We start from the raw sequence: 15,241 nt of genomic DNA, 5'->3' as shown, positions 1-15,241 counted from the left end.
GATCACTAGTCAGCTTGGCGGAATCGACCGGACTGGCGGCGGCGTCGAGATCGACCAGGTTGGCGATCTCGGAGAGGAAGGACATGCGAGCCATGAACGGCAGGAACGGCAGGAACGGCAGGAACGAGATGAACGGCGGCAACGCTGTCACCGACCGCGACACGCCGGTCGTGACCTTCGTGGCCCTTCCCGCGCACGTGCGGGCGGCCCCGTGGCGGGCGGTGGCAGGCGGGCGCTGTGTGACCCCGGTGGACGGTGACCCGTGGCCGCTCGGGACGGTCTCTTCGCCCGCGCGCCGACGACCGCGGCGACGGTTGCGCCAGGTCATGCGCAGCGCGGCCCGGCGGTTGGTCGCCTGGTCCCGCCGAAGGTTCGCGGGAGCCTCGGACCTTGGCATGTCGACGGCCGAGTACGCCGTCGGCACGGTGGCGGCCTGCGGGTTCGCGGCGCTGCTTGTTTATCAAACTGTGTCATTCCGACGAGCCGGCGGCGGTTCGCAGAGGTGGCGGGAAGCTTTGGGCGGTGTCCTTGCGGGGCTGGGGTCGGGCATGGCCGGGGGGCCGTAAGCTCGTCGCGGTCTCGGGCAGGCTTCTGGGCCTGACCGCAATTTGGCCGAGTGGCCCCCCGGTCTTGCCCGACTCGGGTCCCGGCTCGGCAAGGTGCGTAAAGCTTCCCGCCGCCGGGCTCGGCCACGGCGCGGCAGCCTGTAGTTCGGGGAACGTGCGAGGTCCGGATTCCGTCGGAAGGAATCCGGACCTCGGGTGCTTCTTGGGCTAGCTGCCGTGTAGCAGGCGGCGGACGCTTGGTGCGCAGCGCAGGCAGGCCCAGATAGGCCACGCACGGTCCTTGCCAGTCAGGATGGCCCCGACCCGAACGGGGATGAGCGGGCTGTTCTGGCAGTGTGCGCAGCGGATGCTCGGGGGTGACAGTGGGTGCCGCATCATGTCACCGATCCGGGGATGTGGTGGGCGCCCGGGTAGGTGTAGCCCGTATCGGGCCTACCGATGGCGGCTGCTTCAAGCGCTCGGCGCCGCTCTGCCTGGCGCTGTTGTTCTTCCCAGTTCACCAGCCACAGCGGCACCACCGGCAGGCTGGAGAAGGTTTCCGGTTCTTCGGCCACGTGGGGCGGGATGGCGCGCGGCGCCGCCCAGTCGCCAGGCTCGGGGAGTTGCCAGGAAGTGGGTTGCGTCACGCGGAGCGGCACGCCGATCGGCTCGCGCGTGATGGGCCGCTCGGGTGCTGCTGTGATGGCCCAGGCGGCCAGGAAGGCGAGCACAAGGGCGAGGGCCGGGGCGAACGCCCAGGCGCTAGGGTTGGTCATGTCGTAAGCCCTCCAGTGGCTTTGACCGACCCCGGGAGTGTGTCCGCACTCGCCGGGGTCGCTTTCGCCCCGACATTACTAGGGGTCCCTATGCCTGTCTATGGTCCCCTATGGCATCTCACTCCCACTGATGACCACCAGCGGTTACGGTCTGACCATGGAGTTCGACAGCACCCGTCCCAAGTGGCGACAGATCTTCGAAGTGATCGCGAGCCGCATTGAGAGCGGGGAGTACCCGCCTGGTCACCTGATTTCAGCTGCCCAACTTGAGCAGGACTTCGGGGTGGCGCGGGCTACGGTCGCAAAGGTGACGGCTGCACTGCGCGATGAACGGCTGATCCGTACTGAGACAGGCATGGGCAGTTTCGTGACAGACCGGGGAAAGGGAGCCCCGCCCAGGTGATCCCGGACGGGGCTCGCGCTGGGCTCTCAGGTGATCACTGCTGACCAGCGACCGCGTGACAGGTGGATCTCTCCGTCCGGCGTGATCTTCGCGTCGCTGCCGTAGAGCGGTAGACCGCCCTCGACCATCACCCGGGTCCGGATGCGCTCCAACGCGGTCCACAGCTGCTGCGGGCCGCCCTGGTGAACGGTGGGCGCCTCGAATCGGGTAGCCGTTGCCCGCGCCCAGGACCCGTCAGGGTGGACCATGTACAGCGACCGTCCGTCCTCCCGATCCTCGAAGTCGTACTCGATGCCGGGCACGGAGATGGACAGGTAGGACCAGATTTCCCAGGCGCTGCGCACGTCGGCCACCGGGTAGCGGCCGGTGGTGATGACTTCGCCATCCGACTCGCGAGCGGTCTTGAACAGCTCGACGGGACCAGGTGGGTAGTCGTCGCCGTGCCGGGTGCCCATGAATCCGGCCCAGTCCCGTTCGATCATCCCGCGAGCACCACCGTCGGGCGTCTTCCAGGCGGTGAGGATCAAGGCCGTGTCCCGGATGGTGGTGACCAGCCGTCCACCGGGCCGCAGGGCTTCCAGCCACGACGGCGGCACCGGGCGCACCCCCACCGTGGACACGATCCGGTCGTAGTCACCCGGGAGCCGGCCGGTGGCGTCACCCGTGACGAACGTCGGCCGGAACCCCAGCTCGGCGAGCCGATCACAGGCTGCCTCGACCAGGTAGCCGTCTACGTCCACGCTGGTGACGTGCTCCTCGCCTAGCCGGTGTGCCAGGTAGGCGGTCAGCCCTCCAGCGCCTGTCCCGACATCGAGCACGTCGTGACCGTCCGCGACCCGGCCGTGCCGAAGCATCTTCACGACCAGGGCGGCCAGGGTGGCGCTCGACGTGGGCAGACCGATCGGGTGGTCGCCCGGGTCGGCGTGGTCCGCGTGGAGTCCACCGACACTGGTGACGGCCGACTCGTTGCCGTAGGCGATGGCGGCCCACCGCTCCGGGTCGTCTTCGCCGGCGCGCAGCGTCCACGCACCGTCCGGCGTCCGCTCCCACCACTTCGGGATCAACCTGTGCCGGGGGATGTTCTCAACTGCCGTGCGCCATCGGGAATCCGGGTCGGTGACGCGTGCCGCCATTGCGACGGCATGGCTCTGCCAGTTCACTTGCGTTCCCCTCTCGTCCCCGTCAGTACGCAGGGTCGCATGCCTCGGTGCTCGCCGGGGAGCAGTCGTTCGAGTCGTCCGGCGGACACGCGTAGGTGCGCGCGCTCACCGCCAGCGGCGCGCCCTCGCCCGGCACGAAGTACGCCGGGTCACATGCTTCCGTAGAAGCCGGGGAGCAGTCGTTCGAGTCGTCTGGCGGGCATGCGGCCCGTGCGCCATCCAGTCCGGTGCCCCTCCTCGGAGGGATGGTGGCGATCACTTTCGCCCACTCCGGGCTGCACAGCACCTCACGGAGCGTGGTTTGCCGGATGTTGAACGGGCGCATGAACCGGCCGAGTACGCACGGGGACACCGCCCCGTCGGGCATGATGGCCAGCCGGCCCCGGCCGCAATTGCCGCACAGGACGCTGACGTCCGGCGCGACCTTCGCCGCGCGGCCAACTCCCCGCTGGTAGTCCAGGGTGATGCGCTGGACGCCCAGCTCCCGCAATTCCGCGACCGCCAGGCGTTCCAACTGGCCATCGTTGATACCGACCACGCCAGCCCGGATCGGGATGTCCCGGCGTACCGCTTCGCGGATGTTGGCGCGGGTTCGCTCGTGGCTGCCAGCCACCTTGGTCACCCTGTCGTGTTCGCCGGGGTTCGGCGAGTAGTACGACGTGGCCAGGCTGACGCCGGGGCGTTCGAAGATGGCCCAGCCCTTCGCGCTCACGTGGTAGAGGTTCGAGAACACCTCGACCTTGCGGCCCGCGTTCAGCGCGTGGTCGACCAGGGTGGACCATCCGGGGTACGCGGTCGGCTCGCCACCGATCAACTGCACGGTGGTAATGCCGAGTTCAGCGGCCTGATCGATCAAGCCGCACCAGTCGACCTGAGTCATGACGCCGTGCGTTCCGGTCGGCCCGGAATCGGCGAAACAGTGCGTGCACTCAAGCTGACACTTGCCCGTGATCTCCAGCTCGATCACGTGCGGGATGTGCTGGATATCGGCGATCGGCGGTTCGAGTACGGCAGTCACAGTGCGTCCTTCCGTGCAACGGGTGTCGGAATGCCCCTACGGGGCGGGGGTCTGTGCGGCGCCTACATCCACCAGGGCGGGCCCGGGTCCGGGACCGGCGTCGGGGTCGGCTCGGGCGGTGGCGGGGGTGGCGGTGTAGCCATTGATGCTCCTGCCGGGAGTTGGGTGGTCTCGCCCGTCAGTTGACGGGGGGTGAGCCTCAGTACACCTTCGTCCACCAGGGCGGTTTAGTCCTGGGCCGTCTGGGCCGTCTTGCGCCGCGCATCCAGCTCGCCACAACGCAGACATACCAGCGCGGGGCGCCTATTCGTCTCATCAGGTACGACTGGGGTTTCGCCCACGCACCTACTCGCCGACGGTGCGGCCGTGCTCCAGCAGGGGCAGCCGGGCACCGGCTACGGCGGCAGCCACGGCCGCCCGGATGCGGCGTTCCTGGTACGGCTGGGTGTACTCGCCGAGCCGGTCCAGGGGCACCCACTTGATATCGGACAGCTCGCCCGAGGCGCTGTCGGGGATCGCGACGGATGCCGCTTCGGCGCTGGTGAGCGTCCCGCCGTCGACCACGATGTTGAAGCCCTCGGCCGAGCTTCCGTTCTCGCTGGCGGACACCTGGTCCAGCGCCAAGAAGTGCGAGAGCTGACGCGTCAGCCCGGTCTCCTCCTTCAGCTCGCGGGCGGCAGCGTCGGCGATCTGCTCACCCTGGTGGGCACCGCCGCCGGGCAGCTGCCAGCCTTCGCGATAGGTGGGCTTGACCAGCAGCACGGACCCGGTGGACGTCCGCAGCAGGACCACAGCCCCGATGCGGCGGGGCGGGGGGTTCTTGGAGTCAACATCGCAATGAGCCACGGAAGTTGTGCCTTTCCTTGATGTTCTGTGGAGCGGTCCCGCCCGTCAGCAACGGGGGGTAGACAGGCGGGACCTGGACCGTGCAGGTCGGGGGGAGGATCCGTCGACCAGCACGGGGCTTGTGGGTCACGAGGTGCGGCGCGGGACCTGGTCGACGACCCGGACTCCAGACAGTTCGCAGCGCGCAACCTGGTAGTAGTCATCGTGTTCGATCAACCGGCCGCCCGCGACGCCGACCAGGCGGTGGCAGAGATCGTCCGGGCATCGCAAAACCCGTATCTTGCCCGTCAGTTCATCTCGAACTACGTCGTACGAATAGAAGTACGACAGGTCTTTCACGGCGCTCGTTCCCTGATGGTCAGGCCGCGCGGCGCAGCTTCTGCCAGTAGGCGAATCGGCCACGGGGCCTCACCGTCAGCGTGGCACTCAGCTCGGCCACGACCCGGTCGTGCACCGCGCGCATCACGGTGAGCGTGGCATCCAGCTCGGAGACCGTGGCGCTCCCGGGGCGGGTCACCTGGTGGTCGAGCAGCCGACCGAGCGAGGCAAGGTCGGCGAACGCTTCGGGCCGGCTGAACGGACGGCCGAGGCTGCCAGGTCGGTTCGCCATGGCGCTGGGCAGCGCGGTCACGGTGGCAAGGGTGGGTTCAGCGGACATCAGGCAACTCACCTTCATGTGGTGGTCGTTGGTCACTCTCATGGGCCGGAGCGGGTAGCCGCCGGAGATCGACACGCACTCGGTAGTGCGGCGGGGGCGGCGGCAGTCCAGCGCGGGCTCGGCGGGCGCCGATTATGGACCCATACGGGCCGTGGCATGGGGTCGTACGTCATGCCACATCCCCCGACGCCTGCTCATCCAACTGCCCTAGGCAGCGCGGACATTGGCAGACCGGCCATGTGCCGTCGAATGGCCTACTGCTCGGCAGCTCAGGGCCGTACTCGGTGCTGCCCAGGTCGATTCGCCGACCGGTCCTGGTGATCCGATAGATCTGGATGGTCAGGCCCGCATGGGGCGGCGGCTCAGCGAGGCTCATTCAGCGTCCAACTCACAGCGCACATAGGGCAGTTCGGCCAGTCCAGTGGGCACGATCTCGCCCTGTTGGACCCTTCCCAGGCACCGGGCGTGCGCCAGCACGAAGTCACTGAGTGCCAGAACCGTCCGAACACTGACGCCGCCCAGTTCGACATGAATGCCCTCGGGCGTGATCGTGATTCGTCCAGCGCCGACCAGGGGCGGAAGTTCGGCCAGCGCGAACGCATCCTCGAGCTTCTGGACAGATGCCTCAGCCCATGCACGCAGCTCTCGCGCCATGCGCTGGTGATCGGTCTCAATGTTGCCTTCCACTACGGGAGTTAACCCCCTCACGGTCGCCAGGACTAAGATCACCGCACCTTCGGTAGCCGGTCGACTACCGAAGGGCGTTCAGAGTCCCGCACCATGTGGAACCATGCAACTTGGCCAGCGTCGCAGCACAGTTGGAGTTGATCATTGAACCGGAAGAAGCTCGATCCACAGTCGTCGCCAGTCGCCGCCTTTGGCTCACAACTCCGCACATCACGTGAGGCCAAGGGCTGGTCACAGGATGAGCTAGGCGCCGCCATGGGGTACTCGGGTAGCTACATTTCGAATGTGGAAGTAGGGCGCAAGTCTCCCTCGCTGAAGTTCGCAAGGTCAGCTGATGCAGCCTTAGGAACCGGACAAACACTCGAACTTATGTGGGTTGGGCTTCGGCGCAAGGGCTTCCTTGAAGGCTTCCCTGAGCACGCAGCGCAGGAGGCACGGGCAGCGGAGATCCGAGTCTTCGAGCCCAACATGATCCCCGGGCTTCTCCAGACACCGGAGTACGCTGCCGCGCTTGAAGACGCAGCAGTACAGCGCGGTGACGTCGCACCCGAACAGGCAAACGAGCGAGTGAAGTTCCTCGCAGCGCGGCAGCGTCTCCTCAAGAGAACAGCTCCGCCACTCATTCACGCGGTCATGGATGAGAGCTGTATCCGGCGCCCTGTCGGAAGTCCGGCCATCATGGGGGCTCAGCTTGATCACTTGGTCAAGCTGGCACGTCGGCCCCACGTGATCATCCAGATCGCCCCGTTCAGTCTGGCCGAGCACATCCCGTTCCGAGCGTTCATGACCCTGCTGACCTTCCCGGACCGCTCGGTGGTCGGGTACACAGAGTCGGTTGAGCAGGGCTACGTAGTGAGGGGGGACGAGACAGTAAGGGCGTGGGAGAGGGCCTACCATCGGCTACAGGTGGAAGCGCTTTCGAAGGCCGCATCCCTTGACCTGATCTGCAAGGCAAGAGAGGAACTGAACCCATGACCGACCTAGACCTGTCCAGCGCTTCCTGGTTCAAGTCGAGCCACAGCGGCAACGGCGGCTCGTGTGTTGAAGTGGCGCCCAGCTTCCCCGGCATCGTGCCCGTCCGCGACTCGAAGGACCCTCAGGGGCCCGCCCTAGTGGTTACGGCGGGTGCCTGGTCAACGTTCGTCGCTGGGGTCAAGGCGGGCGACTTCGGCACCGTCTGACCGATCCCCACTGGACCCCTGTGCAGCTCTACCGGCGCGCAGGGGTTCAGCGTCTCCTGGGCGCCGGCCGATGAGTGGGGCTTCCCGAGAGAACAGACAAGGCTGAGTCCCGCGAGCTGTCTTGACGATACGCGGCCAACTTCCGGCATTGCAACTGGGTCGGCTGTGTAGCAGGTTGCAGCTAGCGACTATGCCGTTGGCAAAGGATTTTTTGCCCATGCCTCCCATGCTTGGCGTGATGAGGTTGTTACAGTTGGTGGCCAAACGGAGGGGTCTCGGTCACGACGCGTGCGGGCGGACGGGGCATGAGTGAGAAGTCCGAAGGGGGCGCCATGGGCGAGTTGGACAGCAGCGAGGAGGAGGGAAGATTCTTCCTCGGGGGTGGCTCGGTGCTGGAGGGGGTCAACTATGAGTGGGCGGAATGAGAGATTAAGTCCGTTCTGTCGTCGCCTGAACGTGTGGCCTTGCTACCTCTGGCAGGTCGCGGGGCTGGCGCCGTGCTGAGGTGACTGCGTGAGCGACCGCAAGCCCTACAAGAGCGACTTGTCCGACGAACGCTGGGCGCTGATCGAGCCGGTGATCACCTCGTGGAAGGTCCAGCATCCCTCGGTCAGCGGCCACGAAGGCCGCTACGAGATGCGGGAGATCGTCAACGCGCTGCTCTACCAGTCCCGGACCGGCTGCCAGTGGGACTACCTCCCGCACGACCTGCCACCCGCCGGCGCGGTGAAGTACTACTTCTACACGTGGCGCAATGACGGCACCGACCAGGTCATTCATGACCTGCTGCGCTGGCAGGTCCGCGAGAAGAGGGGCCGATTAGCCGACCCCAGCCTGGTGGTGCTCGACACCCAGAGCCTGCACGCGGCGGCCGGGGTGCCGGCCAAGACGACGGGACGCGACGTGGCGAAGAAGGTGCCCGGCCGCAAGCGGGGCCTTGCCGTGGACGTGCTGGGCCTGGTGATCGCCGTGGTCGTGCTGGCCGCCTCCGTCCACGACAACGCCTTCGGCACCGCCCTGCTCGACAAGGTCGCAGTAGCCAGTGGCGACACCGTGACGAAGGCCCTGGTGGACCAGGGGTTCAAGAAGACCGTTGTGGACCACGGCAAGCAGGTGGGCATCGACGTCGAAATCGTCGAACGCAACCCTGCCGAGACCGGGTTCGTCCCGCAGCCGATCCGGTGGCGGGTGGAGCAGACGAACGGGATCTTGATGCTGCACCGGCGACTGGTACGTGACTACGAGCACCGCCCCGCCTCGGCCGAGTCCCGGGTCTACTGGGCGATAAGCGACGTGATGACCCGTCGGCTGACCGGCGGCGCGATGTCATGGCGCGGCGCGTGACCAGCGGGGACCTGACCCTGGGGGCGGTGCTGGTGCGTCTGGAGAAGCGCGAGCGAGAGATCGCCGCGCAGGCCGAAGAGACCCGCGAGCAGATCACGCGGCTCATCGCCGTGCTGGACGAGCTCGATCGGGCCGCCGAGGAAGTGCGGATCACCCGCAAGACGCTGCTGGGGCTGCCCGACCCGGACCCGCCCGCGCCGTCGGCGTCCGCCCCGCAGGTGCCGGACGGGGCGGCCTACCAGGAAATCATGGTGGTGTTCGCCCAGGCAGACGGTCCGCTGCGCGCGCGGGGCGTGTGCGAGGCGATGGACCTGGACCCGGCTCCGAACAACATCAACAACGTCCGTTTGAAGCTCAAGCGCCTGACCGGGCGCAACATCCTGGCAGAGCCCGAACCGGGCCTGTTCGCCCTGCCGCGACCGTAGCCGTCCGGCAAGCAGGCCTGACCAGCGCGCCTACTTGAGGCCTGAGCTCGAATCGGCCGATGACACAAGGCCCGTCGCCTCGGACGGCGTGGCCTTGATGCTCCCCGGAGCCCAGCCGAGGACTTCCTCGAACGTTCGGGCCACGGTCGGAGTGGGCAGGCCCGCGCGGTCGCGTTCGAAGGTCCTGATGGTCGCGTGACTCAGCCAGGTACGTCGTGCGAGCTCGCGCTCCGAGATGCCTTCGGCCTCACGGAACTCGACGAGGGCTCGCGCCAGTCGTGCCGATTCCTCACTCATGACCGCAGTATGCCGCTGAGCCCCGGCTGGGACAGCCCTCTGTCCCGATCCCAGGCCGCGAGGGCAGTGGGAGGCCCGCGAACTGCCCTGTCCTGCAGGTCAATCCCGCGACAGGGATAAGTCGGGCGAATCCTTGCGTACCGCCCTCTGAGGCGGCGTGGCTTGAGGCGCGGGCCGCTGCCAAGCAACTGAACTTCGTGCTAGCAGAGTTCGGACTGCGGGGTGCCGACCTGGTGAGGGCGCAGGCGGGGTGGTCCGACGACGGGCACGGGATGGTGTTCTTGAAGGGAACGCCATCGGGGGCCCGCAAGCTCAGCGAGATCATGGACCGCATGGCTGGGCGCGGTGAGCTAGCGCCCGATCGGCCGGTCTGATCGGCATCTCGATGGTGTGGCTTACGCGCGGGGCGTGCCGGCCGCCCGGTCGGGACCGGCCGTCAGGCCGCATGCCCGGCCGGGGCGGCAAGGCCGCCCCGGTGGCGCGCAAGCGCCGCCCTTGAGGATGTAGAGACAGTTTTCGACGGCTGCCCCGGACCCCGAGACTCCCGATGATCACTGGTCGGCAGGACGGTGGGTAAAGATCACGTGGGTTGCGCCTGCGCCGATGGTGGTGGTCTCCAGGATGAGCCGGTTACCGTCGGGCTCGGTCTGGGTGACGCGCTGGGAGATCAGCACTGGTACAGAGTCCGGGAGTTGCAGGACAGCGCGCTCGTCCGGGTTGGGCATGCGGGCGCTGACGGCTTCGCGGAACTGGAGGGGGCCGTGTGCTGCGGCGAGGTGTGTGTAGGCCTCGGCGGTCGGGATGGCTGGGTCCTGGGCGATCGGGGTGCTGGTGATGGCTTCCATCGGCAGCAGCGTGGTGTACCGGGCGCGGGTTCCGCTTGGCTGATGAATGATCAGGCGGTCAACCAGGTAAGCGGCTTCGCCTTCCTCGATGTGCAGGATCTCCGCTGCGGTGGCGTCGACGCGGACTCGGTAGATCGTGGGGTCTTCCTCGTTGGACCAGTCGCCGGTGCACTCGTAGCGTTCGCCTGTTCGGCTCACGGTTCGGTCGATCCAGACCGGCTCGGCTCGGTCCGGGGCCAGGCCTCGCACGAAGGTGCCTCGGCCCTGCTGGACGTCTAGCAGGCCTTCGGTGCGAAGCTCGGCAACGGCCTGGCGGACGGTGGGGCGGGAGACGCCGAACTGTGCGGTGAGCTTGTCTTCGGTGGGGATCTGGGCGCCGGGCTTCCATGTGCCTCGGATGATCTTCTTGCGCATGTCCTGGGCGACCTGCTTGTACAGGGCCTGCGGTCGGACCGCCATGTCTCCCCCTTCGAGGGCTCGGCTCACTGTGTCATGTCGCCCGAACAAGTTTTCCAAGTTGCGTCTTCGCTGGTCAGGCGCGGTGATCGCATGCTCATTCAACAGTCGTCATGATGAATGTGCTTGCGTCGTGAGTCAAGCGGGCGCATGCTCTACCCACAGGCAAATTCATCATGACGACTGACCCATTGGGCTGGTCGTCCTGGGGTGGGAGAGACGGCGTGAGCTTGAAGAATCTGCCTTTGGACGCTGCGCGGCTGGGGGTCGCGCTGTGCGTGTCGGTGGAGGCAAAGACGGATCCGGAAACGGGTGCGGTGAAGGCGGACCGCGACGGGGTTGCGGTGTGGGCGGTCAGTGTCGCGGTGCGGCCGGAGGGTCGTAAGACGGCGCTGATCGAGGTCTCGGTGTCGGGTGAGCCGGCGGGGGTGGAGGTCGGTCAGGTCGTGCAGCTGCATGGCCTGGAGGCGTTCTGGTGGGAGATGAACGGGCGGGCGGGGCTCGCCTACCGCGCGGAGTCGGTGACCTTGGCTCCTGCGGCGCCGCCTCGTCCGGCGAGCGAGCCTCGGGTAGCGCGCGGGGGTGAGAAGTGAGCGGGGAGCGTGATTGGTCGGCCCTTCGTGAACGGCTTAGCGACATAGGCGAGTTGGCGGATGAGATCCGACCGGATCTGGACTGGGGGACCTACCGGTTCCTGTTCGCCGTGATCTCCACGATGGCGCGGGATGCGGCGAGCTTGGCCGCTGACCTGGAGGCCGAGTTGGTGCGCCTGGCGGCCGAGCACGGGGTTGAACTCCCGCCGCTGGACATGGGCGGGGGTGAGGCGCCGTGAGTGATGAGGCGCGTTGGCGGGCGCTGATCGGCCCGGGGCGGCCGGTGAAGGAGCCTCGGCCGGCTGTTGCCGGAATGGCGCCGTGGGGGGCTCGGGCGGGCGCCGCGTTGCTGGAGATCAGCATCGCGAGCGGGGTGATCAGCGCCTACGGGTATCTGCTGTATTTTGCGCGTCCGGCATTCGCGCTGATTCAGACGGTCGGTCTCCTGCTGGGCTTCCACATGCAGCCGCTGTTCCAACTGGGCTACTGGGCATCAGGGTCGGCGTTCCTGGTGTGGCAGGCAGCGGAGCGCGGGCGCACGGGCCAGTCGTTGGGGCAGAGGCTGTTGCGGATCGTGACGGTGGATGAGGACACGGGGCGTCCGGTGGGTGTGGCGAGGTCGCTGGTGCGCAGTGCTCTGCACGTGGCGGACATCGCGCCGGGGTTCTTCGGGTGCTTCCGGCCGCTGGTGCACTACCGGCGGCAGACGTTCGCCGATCAGATCTCGCGCACGGTCGTAGTGGAAATCGACGTGATCAACAAGATGGCAGAGGTGGTGAAGTGATGCGAACGATCGTGCTCAGTGTGGCGTCAACTAGTCATCAGGGCATACCTCTTGGGGTGTGGGTCCTGGTGGCCCTAGGGCTGGTGGCCGGGGTTTTGGCGGTGGTGTCGCCGTGGTTGCGGGGTCGGCGGCCGCATGTGTGGTGGGCGCTGTGCGGGTACCCGGTGGCAGTACTGCGGGTGCTGTGGACGTGGCGCCGGCTGGCGGACCTTCAGGGCCTGTCGGTGGCCAAGCGTCCGCCGCTGGCGGTGGTCGGGGCGGTGATGGTCAAGGGGCGGGCGCTTCGGCCGGTGAAGCCGAAGCTGTCGTTCCCGCGCTGGCGGCTGGGTGGTCTGGAGGTGACGGTGTGGCTGCACCCGGGCCAGGTGCCGGAGCAGTATGCGGCGGTGTGTGAGGCGATGGCGCACGCGTGGCGGATGTTCGCGGTGCGGGCGGTCTCGGAGCAGCGCGGTGAGGTGGTGCTGAGGGCTGCGGCGTGGGATCCGCTGACGGCGCCGTTCACGGGCCTGGCGCGTTCGGCCGGTCTCTTGTCGGCGGTGGTCGGCGTCCGGGACGACGGGGCTTGGTGGCGGGTGGACCTTCGGCAGGCGCCTCACTGGCTGGCCGTGGGTGCGACCCGGTCGGGCAAGTCCACGTTTCTGGCGGCGTTGGTGTCGCAGTTCGCGCGCCAGAAGCTGGCGCTGATCGGCGTCGACTTGAAGGGCGGGATGGAGCTGGGGTTGTTCGAGCGTCGGTTGACGGCGTTGGCGAGCAACCGCAGTGAGGCGGCGGCGCTGCTGGATCGGCTGGTGGAGATCATGACGGGGCGGATGGCGCGTTGCCGGGCTGAGGGGGTCCGCTCGGTGTGGGAATTGCCCCGGCCGCTTCAGCCGGTGCCGGTGGTGGTCCTGGTGGACGAGGTGGCCGAGCTGTACTTGATGGCCAGCAACGCAGACAAGGCCGAGGTGGCGCAGTGCTCGACGGCACTGCTTCGGATCGGTCAGCTTGGTGCGGCGCTGGGGGTTCATCTGGTGATCGCCGGCCAGCGGTTCGGCTCCGACCTGGGACCGGGCGCGACGGCGGTAAGGGCTCAGTTGGCCGGCCGGGTGTCGTTTCGGGTGCTGGACAAGGGCACGGCGGAAATGGTGCTCGGCGACCTGGCGCCGGACGCGGTGGACGCGGTGCAGGAGATCAGCATCGAGGCGCCGGGAACGGCGGTGATCGCGGACGCGCAGACCGGGGGTTGGCTGCGGGCTCGCACGCACCCGATCACGCCGAAGCAGGCTCAGGAGGTGGCGGAGGAGTTCGCGCACCTGACGCCGAGCCTGGATGACCTGTGGGCGGGCGGTGCTGCGGCGTGAGCGCGACCATTCCGCTGGTGGCGCTGCTCGGGCTGCTGGTCTTCGTGCTGTTGCGCTCGAACGCGCTTCGGCTCTGGCAGGTGATCTTGGTCGGGTTGTTCGGGATGTACCTGGACCAGACGGCCCTAGGTGAGCCGATCACCATAACCGTCACGTCGCTCATCGTCGGATTGACCCACGGACATTGAATCGAACTGGAGTTCCCATGCGACCAGCAAGGCCCGTCCCATGTCCGCCTGTCGTCGTCCTTGGTCATGCCGGGCTGTGCCCGGTGTGGCCGGGGCGGGCCCTGTTTCCTTGGAGTCATCCCCCATGGTTAATCCGTTCGAGTCGGTTGATGCCCGCCGTGCTTTCCTGGCCCGGGAGGCGCGGCTTAGGGCGCTGAGTGAGACGGACCGGGATTTGGTCCGGTTGGGTCAGATGCCGGGCCGGTCACGGTGGTTGGAGCAGATCGCCGCGACGGGCGGGTGCGCGCATCCGGTGTATCTGGCTGGTGGGTCGTCGGTGTTCGATGCGGTGTCGGGTGAGTTGCTGAGGCGCTACAGCACGGCGGGCGAGCCGGGCGGGCGGTTGGCGGTGCGGTGCCGCAACCGGCGGGCGTCGCGGTGTGAGCCGTGCTCGTGGCTGTACCGGGGTGATGCCTGGCATCTGGTGCGCTCGGGTCTGGTCGGTGGGAAGGGTGTGCCGACCGGGGTTCGGGGGCGGCCGATGGTGTTCGCGACGCTCACGGCTCCGTCGTTCGGGGCGGTGCACCGTGCCGGGGTCTGCCATCGGGTCCGGCGGGGTCGGTGCGAGCACGGGCGCCTGACTGGCTGCGGTGGGCAGCATGCGGACGCGGATCCGGTGGTTGGTCAGCCGCTGTGCGCGGGTTGCTACGACTACGTGGGGCATGTGCTGTGGAACGCTCACGCCGGGGCGTTGTGGAAGGCGTTCACGGACAACCTGTATCACCACGTTGCCGCGCATGTGGGGGTTGGCCGTTCGGCGGTGCGGCGGCTGGTGCGGGTGTCGGCGGCGAAGGTGGCGGAGTACCAGCGTCGGGGCGTTGTGCACTTTCACGCGGTGCTGCGGTTCGACGGTCCGTCAGGGCCTGGGGAGGCTGCGCCGTCGTGGGCGTCGGCGGGGCTGCTGCGTCAGGTGGTCCGTTCGGCGGCTGTGGCGGTGGCTCTGCGGCTGCCGGAGTCGGCGGCCTACGGGGCGCGGCGGCTGGGGTTCGGGACGCAGGTGGAGGTGCACCCGATCACGGGGGCCGGTGATCAGGCGGCGGTGGATGAGCGGGTCGCGGCCTACCTGGCGAAGTACACGACCAAGGGTGCGGATGGTGTGGGCTCGGTGGATCGGCCGGTGCGGAGTGCGGCTGAGATCGGGGTGTTGGCGGTCACGGGGCATGTTCGGGCGCTGATCGGTACGTGCTGGCGCCTGGGCGGTCTGGTGGAGCTGGAGGGCCTGCGGCTGCGGGCGTGGGCTCACACGCTCGGGTTTCGGGGGCACTGCCTGACCAAGACGCGGGCGTACTCGACCACCTTCGGCCGGCTGCGGGCTGAGCGTGAGGCCTGGGTGCGGGCCGCTGCCGGGCTGGCGCTGGTCGGGGTGGACGAAGTAACCCTGGGGCACTGGCGGTTCGTCGGCTCGGGGCACTCACCGGCGGAAGCGCTGGTAGCTGCCGGAATCGCTGATGAGCGTAAGAGGGCGCGTGACCTGGCCCGGGACTACCTAACCCCTGGGTGGGTGGGTGGGGCGCGGCGGGGACCAGGCGGGGCTGACGGGCCTCGGCAGTCGGGGGCGGGGCATGGAAGCTGAACCGGCGGGGTGTGTCTCAGTCGGCGCTACCACGGACGGCACCACGGGCCACCCGAAGGCTCAAGCTCGCCGAGCCTCGATGA

21 protein-coding genes are annotated in these 15,241 nt (G+C 68.1%); 12 read left to right on the top strand and 9 right to left on the bottom strand.

The genetic code is table 11. From position 1 onward, the window contains the following. The first annotated feature begins 83 nt into the window (after positions 1-83). Positions 84-566, top strand: coding sequence for a DUF4244 domain-containing protein (locus OG403_RS17395; RefSeq protein ID WP_329565379.1), 483 nt, complete (start codon positions 84-86; stop codon positions 564-566). Between the two features lie 374 nt (positions 567-940). On the opposite strand, the gene OG403_RS17390 is transcribed toward OG403_RS17395, so the two are convergent. Continuing rightward, positions 941-1,321: a hypothetical protein gene (locus OG403_RS17390; RefSeq protein WP_329565377.1), complete on the bottom strand. Its 381-nt coding sequence runs from the start codon at positions 1,319-1,321 to the stop codon at positions 941-943. Between the two features lie 157 nt (positions 1,322-1,478). Here OG403_RS17390 and OG403_RS17385 point away from each other — a divergent pair, with 157 nt between their 5' ends. After that, positions 1,479-1,724, top strand: coding sequence for a GntR family transcriptional regulator (locus OG403_RS17385; RefSeq protein ID WP_329565375.1), 246 nt, complete (start codon positions 1,479-1,481; stop codon positions 1,722-1,724). A 26-nt stretch (positions 1,725-1,750) separates the two neighbouring features. Here the strand turns inward: OG403_RS17385 and OG403_RS17380 are convergent, their stop codons facing one another. From OG403_RS17380 to OG403_RS17355, 6 genes are all read right to left on the bottom strand, one after another. Beyond that, a complete protein-coding gene (locus tag OG403_RS17380) occupies positions 1,751-2,788 on the bottom strand; it encodes a methyltransferase domain-containing protein (RefSeq protein ID WP_329565373.1) in 1,038 nt (345 codons plus the stop codon). A 118-nt stretch (positions 2,789-2,906) separates the two neighbouring features. Further along, a complete protein-coding gene (locus OG403_RS17375) occupies positions 2,907-3,902 on the bottom strand; it encodes a radical SAM protein (protein ID WP_329565371.1) in 996 nt (331 codons plus the stop codon). A gap of 345 nt (positions 3,903-4,247) precedes the next feature. Beyond that, complete coding sequence (locus OG403_RS17370) at positions 4,248-4,748, bottom strand: NUDIX hydrolase (protein ID WP_329565369.1); 501 nt, start codon at positions 4,746-4,748, stop codon at positions 4,248-4,250. 126 nt (positions 4,749-4,874) lie between these two features. Further along, entirely contained in the window at positions 4,875-5,087 is a 213-nt protein-coding gene (locus tag OG403_RS17365; protein ID WP_329565367.1) for a hypothetical protein, read from the bottom strand. A 19-nt stretch (positions 5,088-5,106) separates the two neighbouring features. After that, the gene (locus tag OG403_RS17360; RefSeq protein ID WP_329565365.1) at positions 5,107-5,406 is read right to left on the bottom strand and encodes a hypothetical protein; all 300 of its coding nucleotides are present in this window, start codon (positions 5,404-5,406) and stop codon (positions 5,107-5,109) included. 372 nt (positions 5,407-5,778) lie between these two features. Continuing rightward, a complete protein-coding gene (locus OG403_RS17355; protein WP_329565364.1) occupies positions 5,779-6,093 on the bottom strand; it encodes a hypothetical protein in 315 nt (104 codons plus the stop codon). 144 nt (positions 6,094-6,237) lie between these two features. On the opposite strand from OG403_RS17355, the gene OG403_RS17350 reads away from it, so the two are divergent. The 4 genes from OG403_RS17350 to OG403_RS17335 all read left to right on the top strand — a co-directional run bounded on the left by OG403_RS17350 (position 6,238) and on the right by OG403_RS17335 (position 9,043). After that, entirely contained in the window at positions 6,238-7,068 is an 831-nt protein-coding gene (locus OG403_RS17350; protein WP_329565362.1) for a helix-turn-helix domain-containing protein, read from the top strand. Then, entirely contained in the window at positions 7,065-7,274 is a 210-nt protein-coding gene (locus tag OG403_RS17345) for a DUF397 domain-containing protein (protein WP_329565360.1), read from the top strand. The genes OG403_RS17350 and OG403_RS17345 overlap by 4 nt, the downstream gene beginning before the upstream one ends. 513 nt (positions 7,275-7,787) lie before the next feature. Beyond that, the gene (locus OG403_RS17340) at positions 7,788-8,618 is read left to right on the top strand and encodes an IS5 family transposase (RefSeq protein WP_329562111.1); all 831 of its coding nucleotides are present in this window, start codon (positions 7,788-7,790) and stop codon (positions 8,616-8,618) included. Beyond that, complete coding sequence (locus OG403_RS17335) at positions 8,615-9,043, top strand: hypothetical protein (protein WP_329562112.1); 429 nt, start codon at positions 8,615-8,617, stop codon at positions 9,041-9,043. The genes OG403_RS17340 and OG403_RS17335 overlap by 4 nt, the downstream gene beginning before the upstream one ends. A gap of 30 nt (positions 9,044-9,073) precedes the next feature. Here OG403_RS17335 and OG403_RS17330 read toward each other — a convergent pair whose 3' ends face one another. Then, positions 9,074-9,340, bottom strand: coding sequence for a helix-turn-helix domain-containing protein (locus OG403_RS17330; RefSeq protein WP_329562113.1), 267 nt, complete (start codon positions 9,338-9,340; stop codon positions 9,074-9,076). Between the two features lie 551 nt (positions 9,341-9,891). Beyond that, entirely contained in the window at positions 9,892-10,644 is a 753-nt protein-coding gene (locus OG403_RS17325; protein WP_329565358.1) for a GntR family transcriptional regulator, read from the bottom strand. Between the two features lie 221 nt (positions 10,645-10,865). Between OG403_RS17325 and OG403_RS17320 the strand changes: the two genes are divergently transcribed. From OG403_RS17320 to OG403_RS17295, 6 genes are all read left to right on the top strand, one after another. Then, complete coding sequence (locus OG403_RS17320; RefSeq protein WP_329565356.1) at positions 10,866-11,234, top strand: hypothetical protein; 369 nt, start codon at positions 10,866-10,868, stop codon at positions 11,232-11,234. A 53-nt stretch (positions 11,235-11,287) separates the two neighbouring features. Further along, positions 11,288-11,473, top strand: a complete 186-nt coding sequence (locus OG403_RS17315) for a hypothetical protein (protein ID WP_329565354.1) — start codon at positions 11,288-11,290, stop codon at positions 11,471-11,473. Next, a complete protein-coding gene (locus OG403_RS17310; RefSeq protein ID WP_329565352.1) occupies positions 11,470-12,018 on the top strand; it encodes an RDD family protein in 549 nt (182 codons plus the stop codon). The genes OG403_RS17315 and OG403_RS17310 overlap by 4 nt, the downstream gene beginning before the upstream one ends. Then, a complete protein-coding gene (locus OG403_RS17305; RefSeq protein ID WP_329565350.1) occupies positions 12,018-13,358 on the top strand; it encodes an FtsK/SpoIIIE domain-containing protein in 1,341 nt (446 codons plus the stop codon). The genes OG403_RS17310 and OG403_RS17305 overlap by 1 nt, the downstream gene beginning before the upstream one ends. Next, positions 13,355-13,546 (top strand): hypothetical protein, encoded by a 192-nt coding sequence (locus OG403_RS17300; RefSeq protein WP_329565349.1) that lies wholly within the window; start codon positions 13,355-13,357, stop codon positions 13,544-13,546. The genes OG403_RS17305 and OG403_RS17300 overlap by 4 nt, the downstream gene beginning before the upstream one ends. Positions 13,547-13,799: 253 nt before the next feature. Then, the gene (locus OG403_RS17295; protein WP_329565347.1) at positions 13,800-15,158 is read left to right on the top strand and encodes a replication initiator; all 1,359 of its coding nucleotides are present in this window, start codon (positions 13,800-13,802) and stop codon (positions 15,156-15,158) included. The last annotated feature ends 83 nt before the right edge of the window (positions 15,159-15,241 follow it).

Origin of the sequence: Kitasatospora sp. NBC_01266 (genome assembly GCF_036242395.1) — a bacterium.
Taxonomy (GTDB): domain Bacteria; phylum Actinomycetota; class Actinomycetes; order Streptomycetales; family Streptomycetaceae; genus Kitasatospora.
This window is presented reverse-complemented; position numbering and strand designations above follow the sequence as displayed.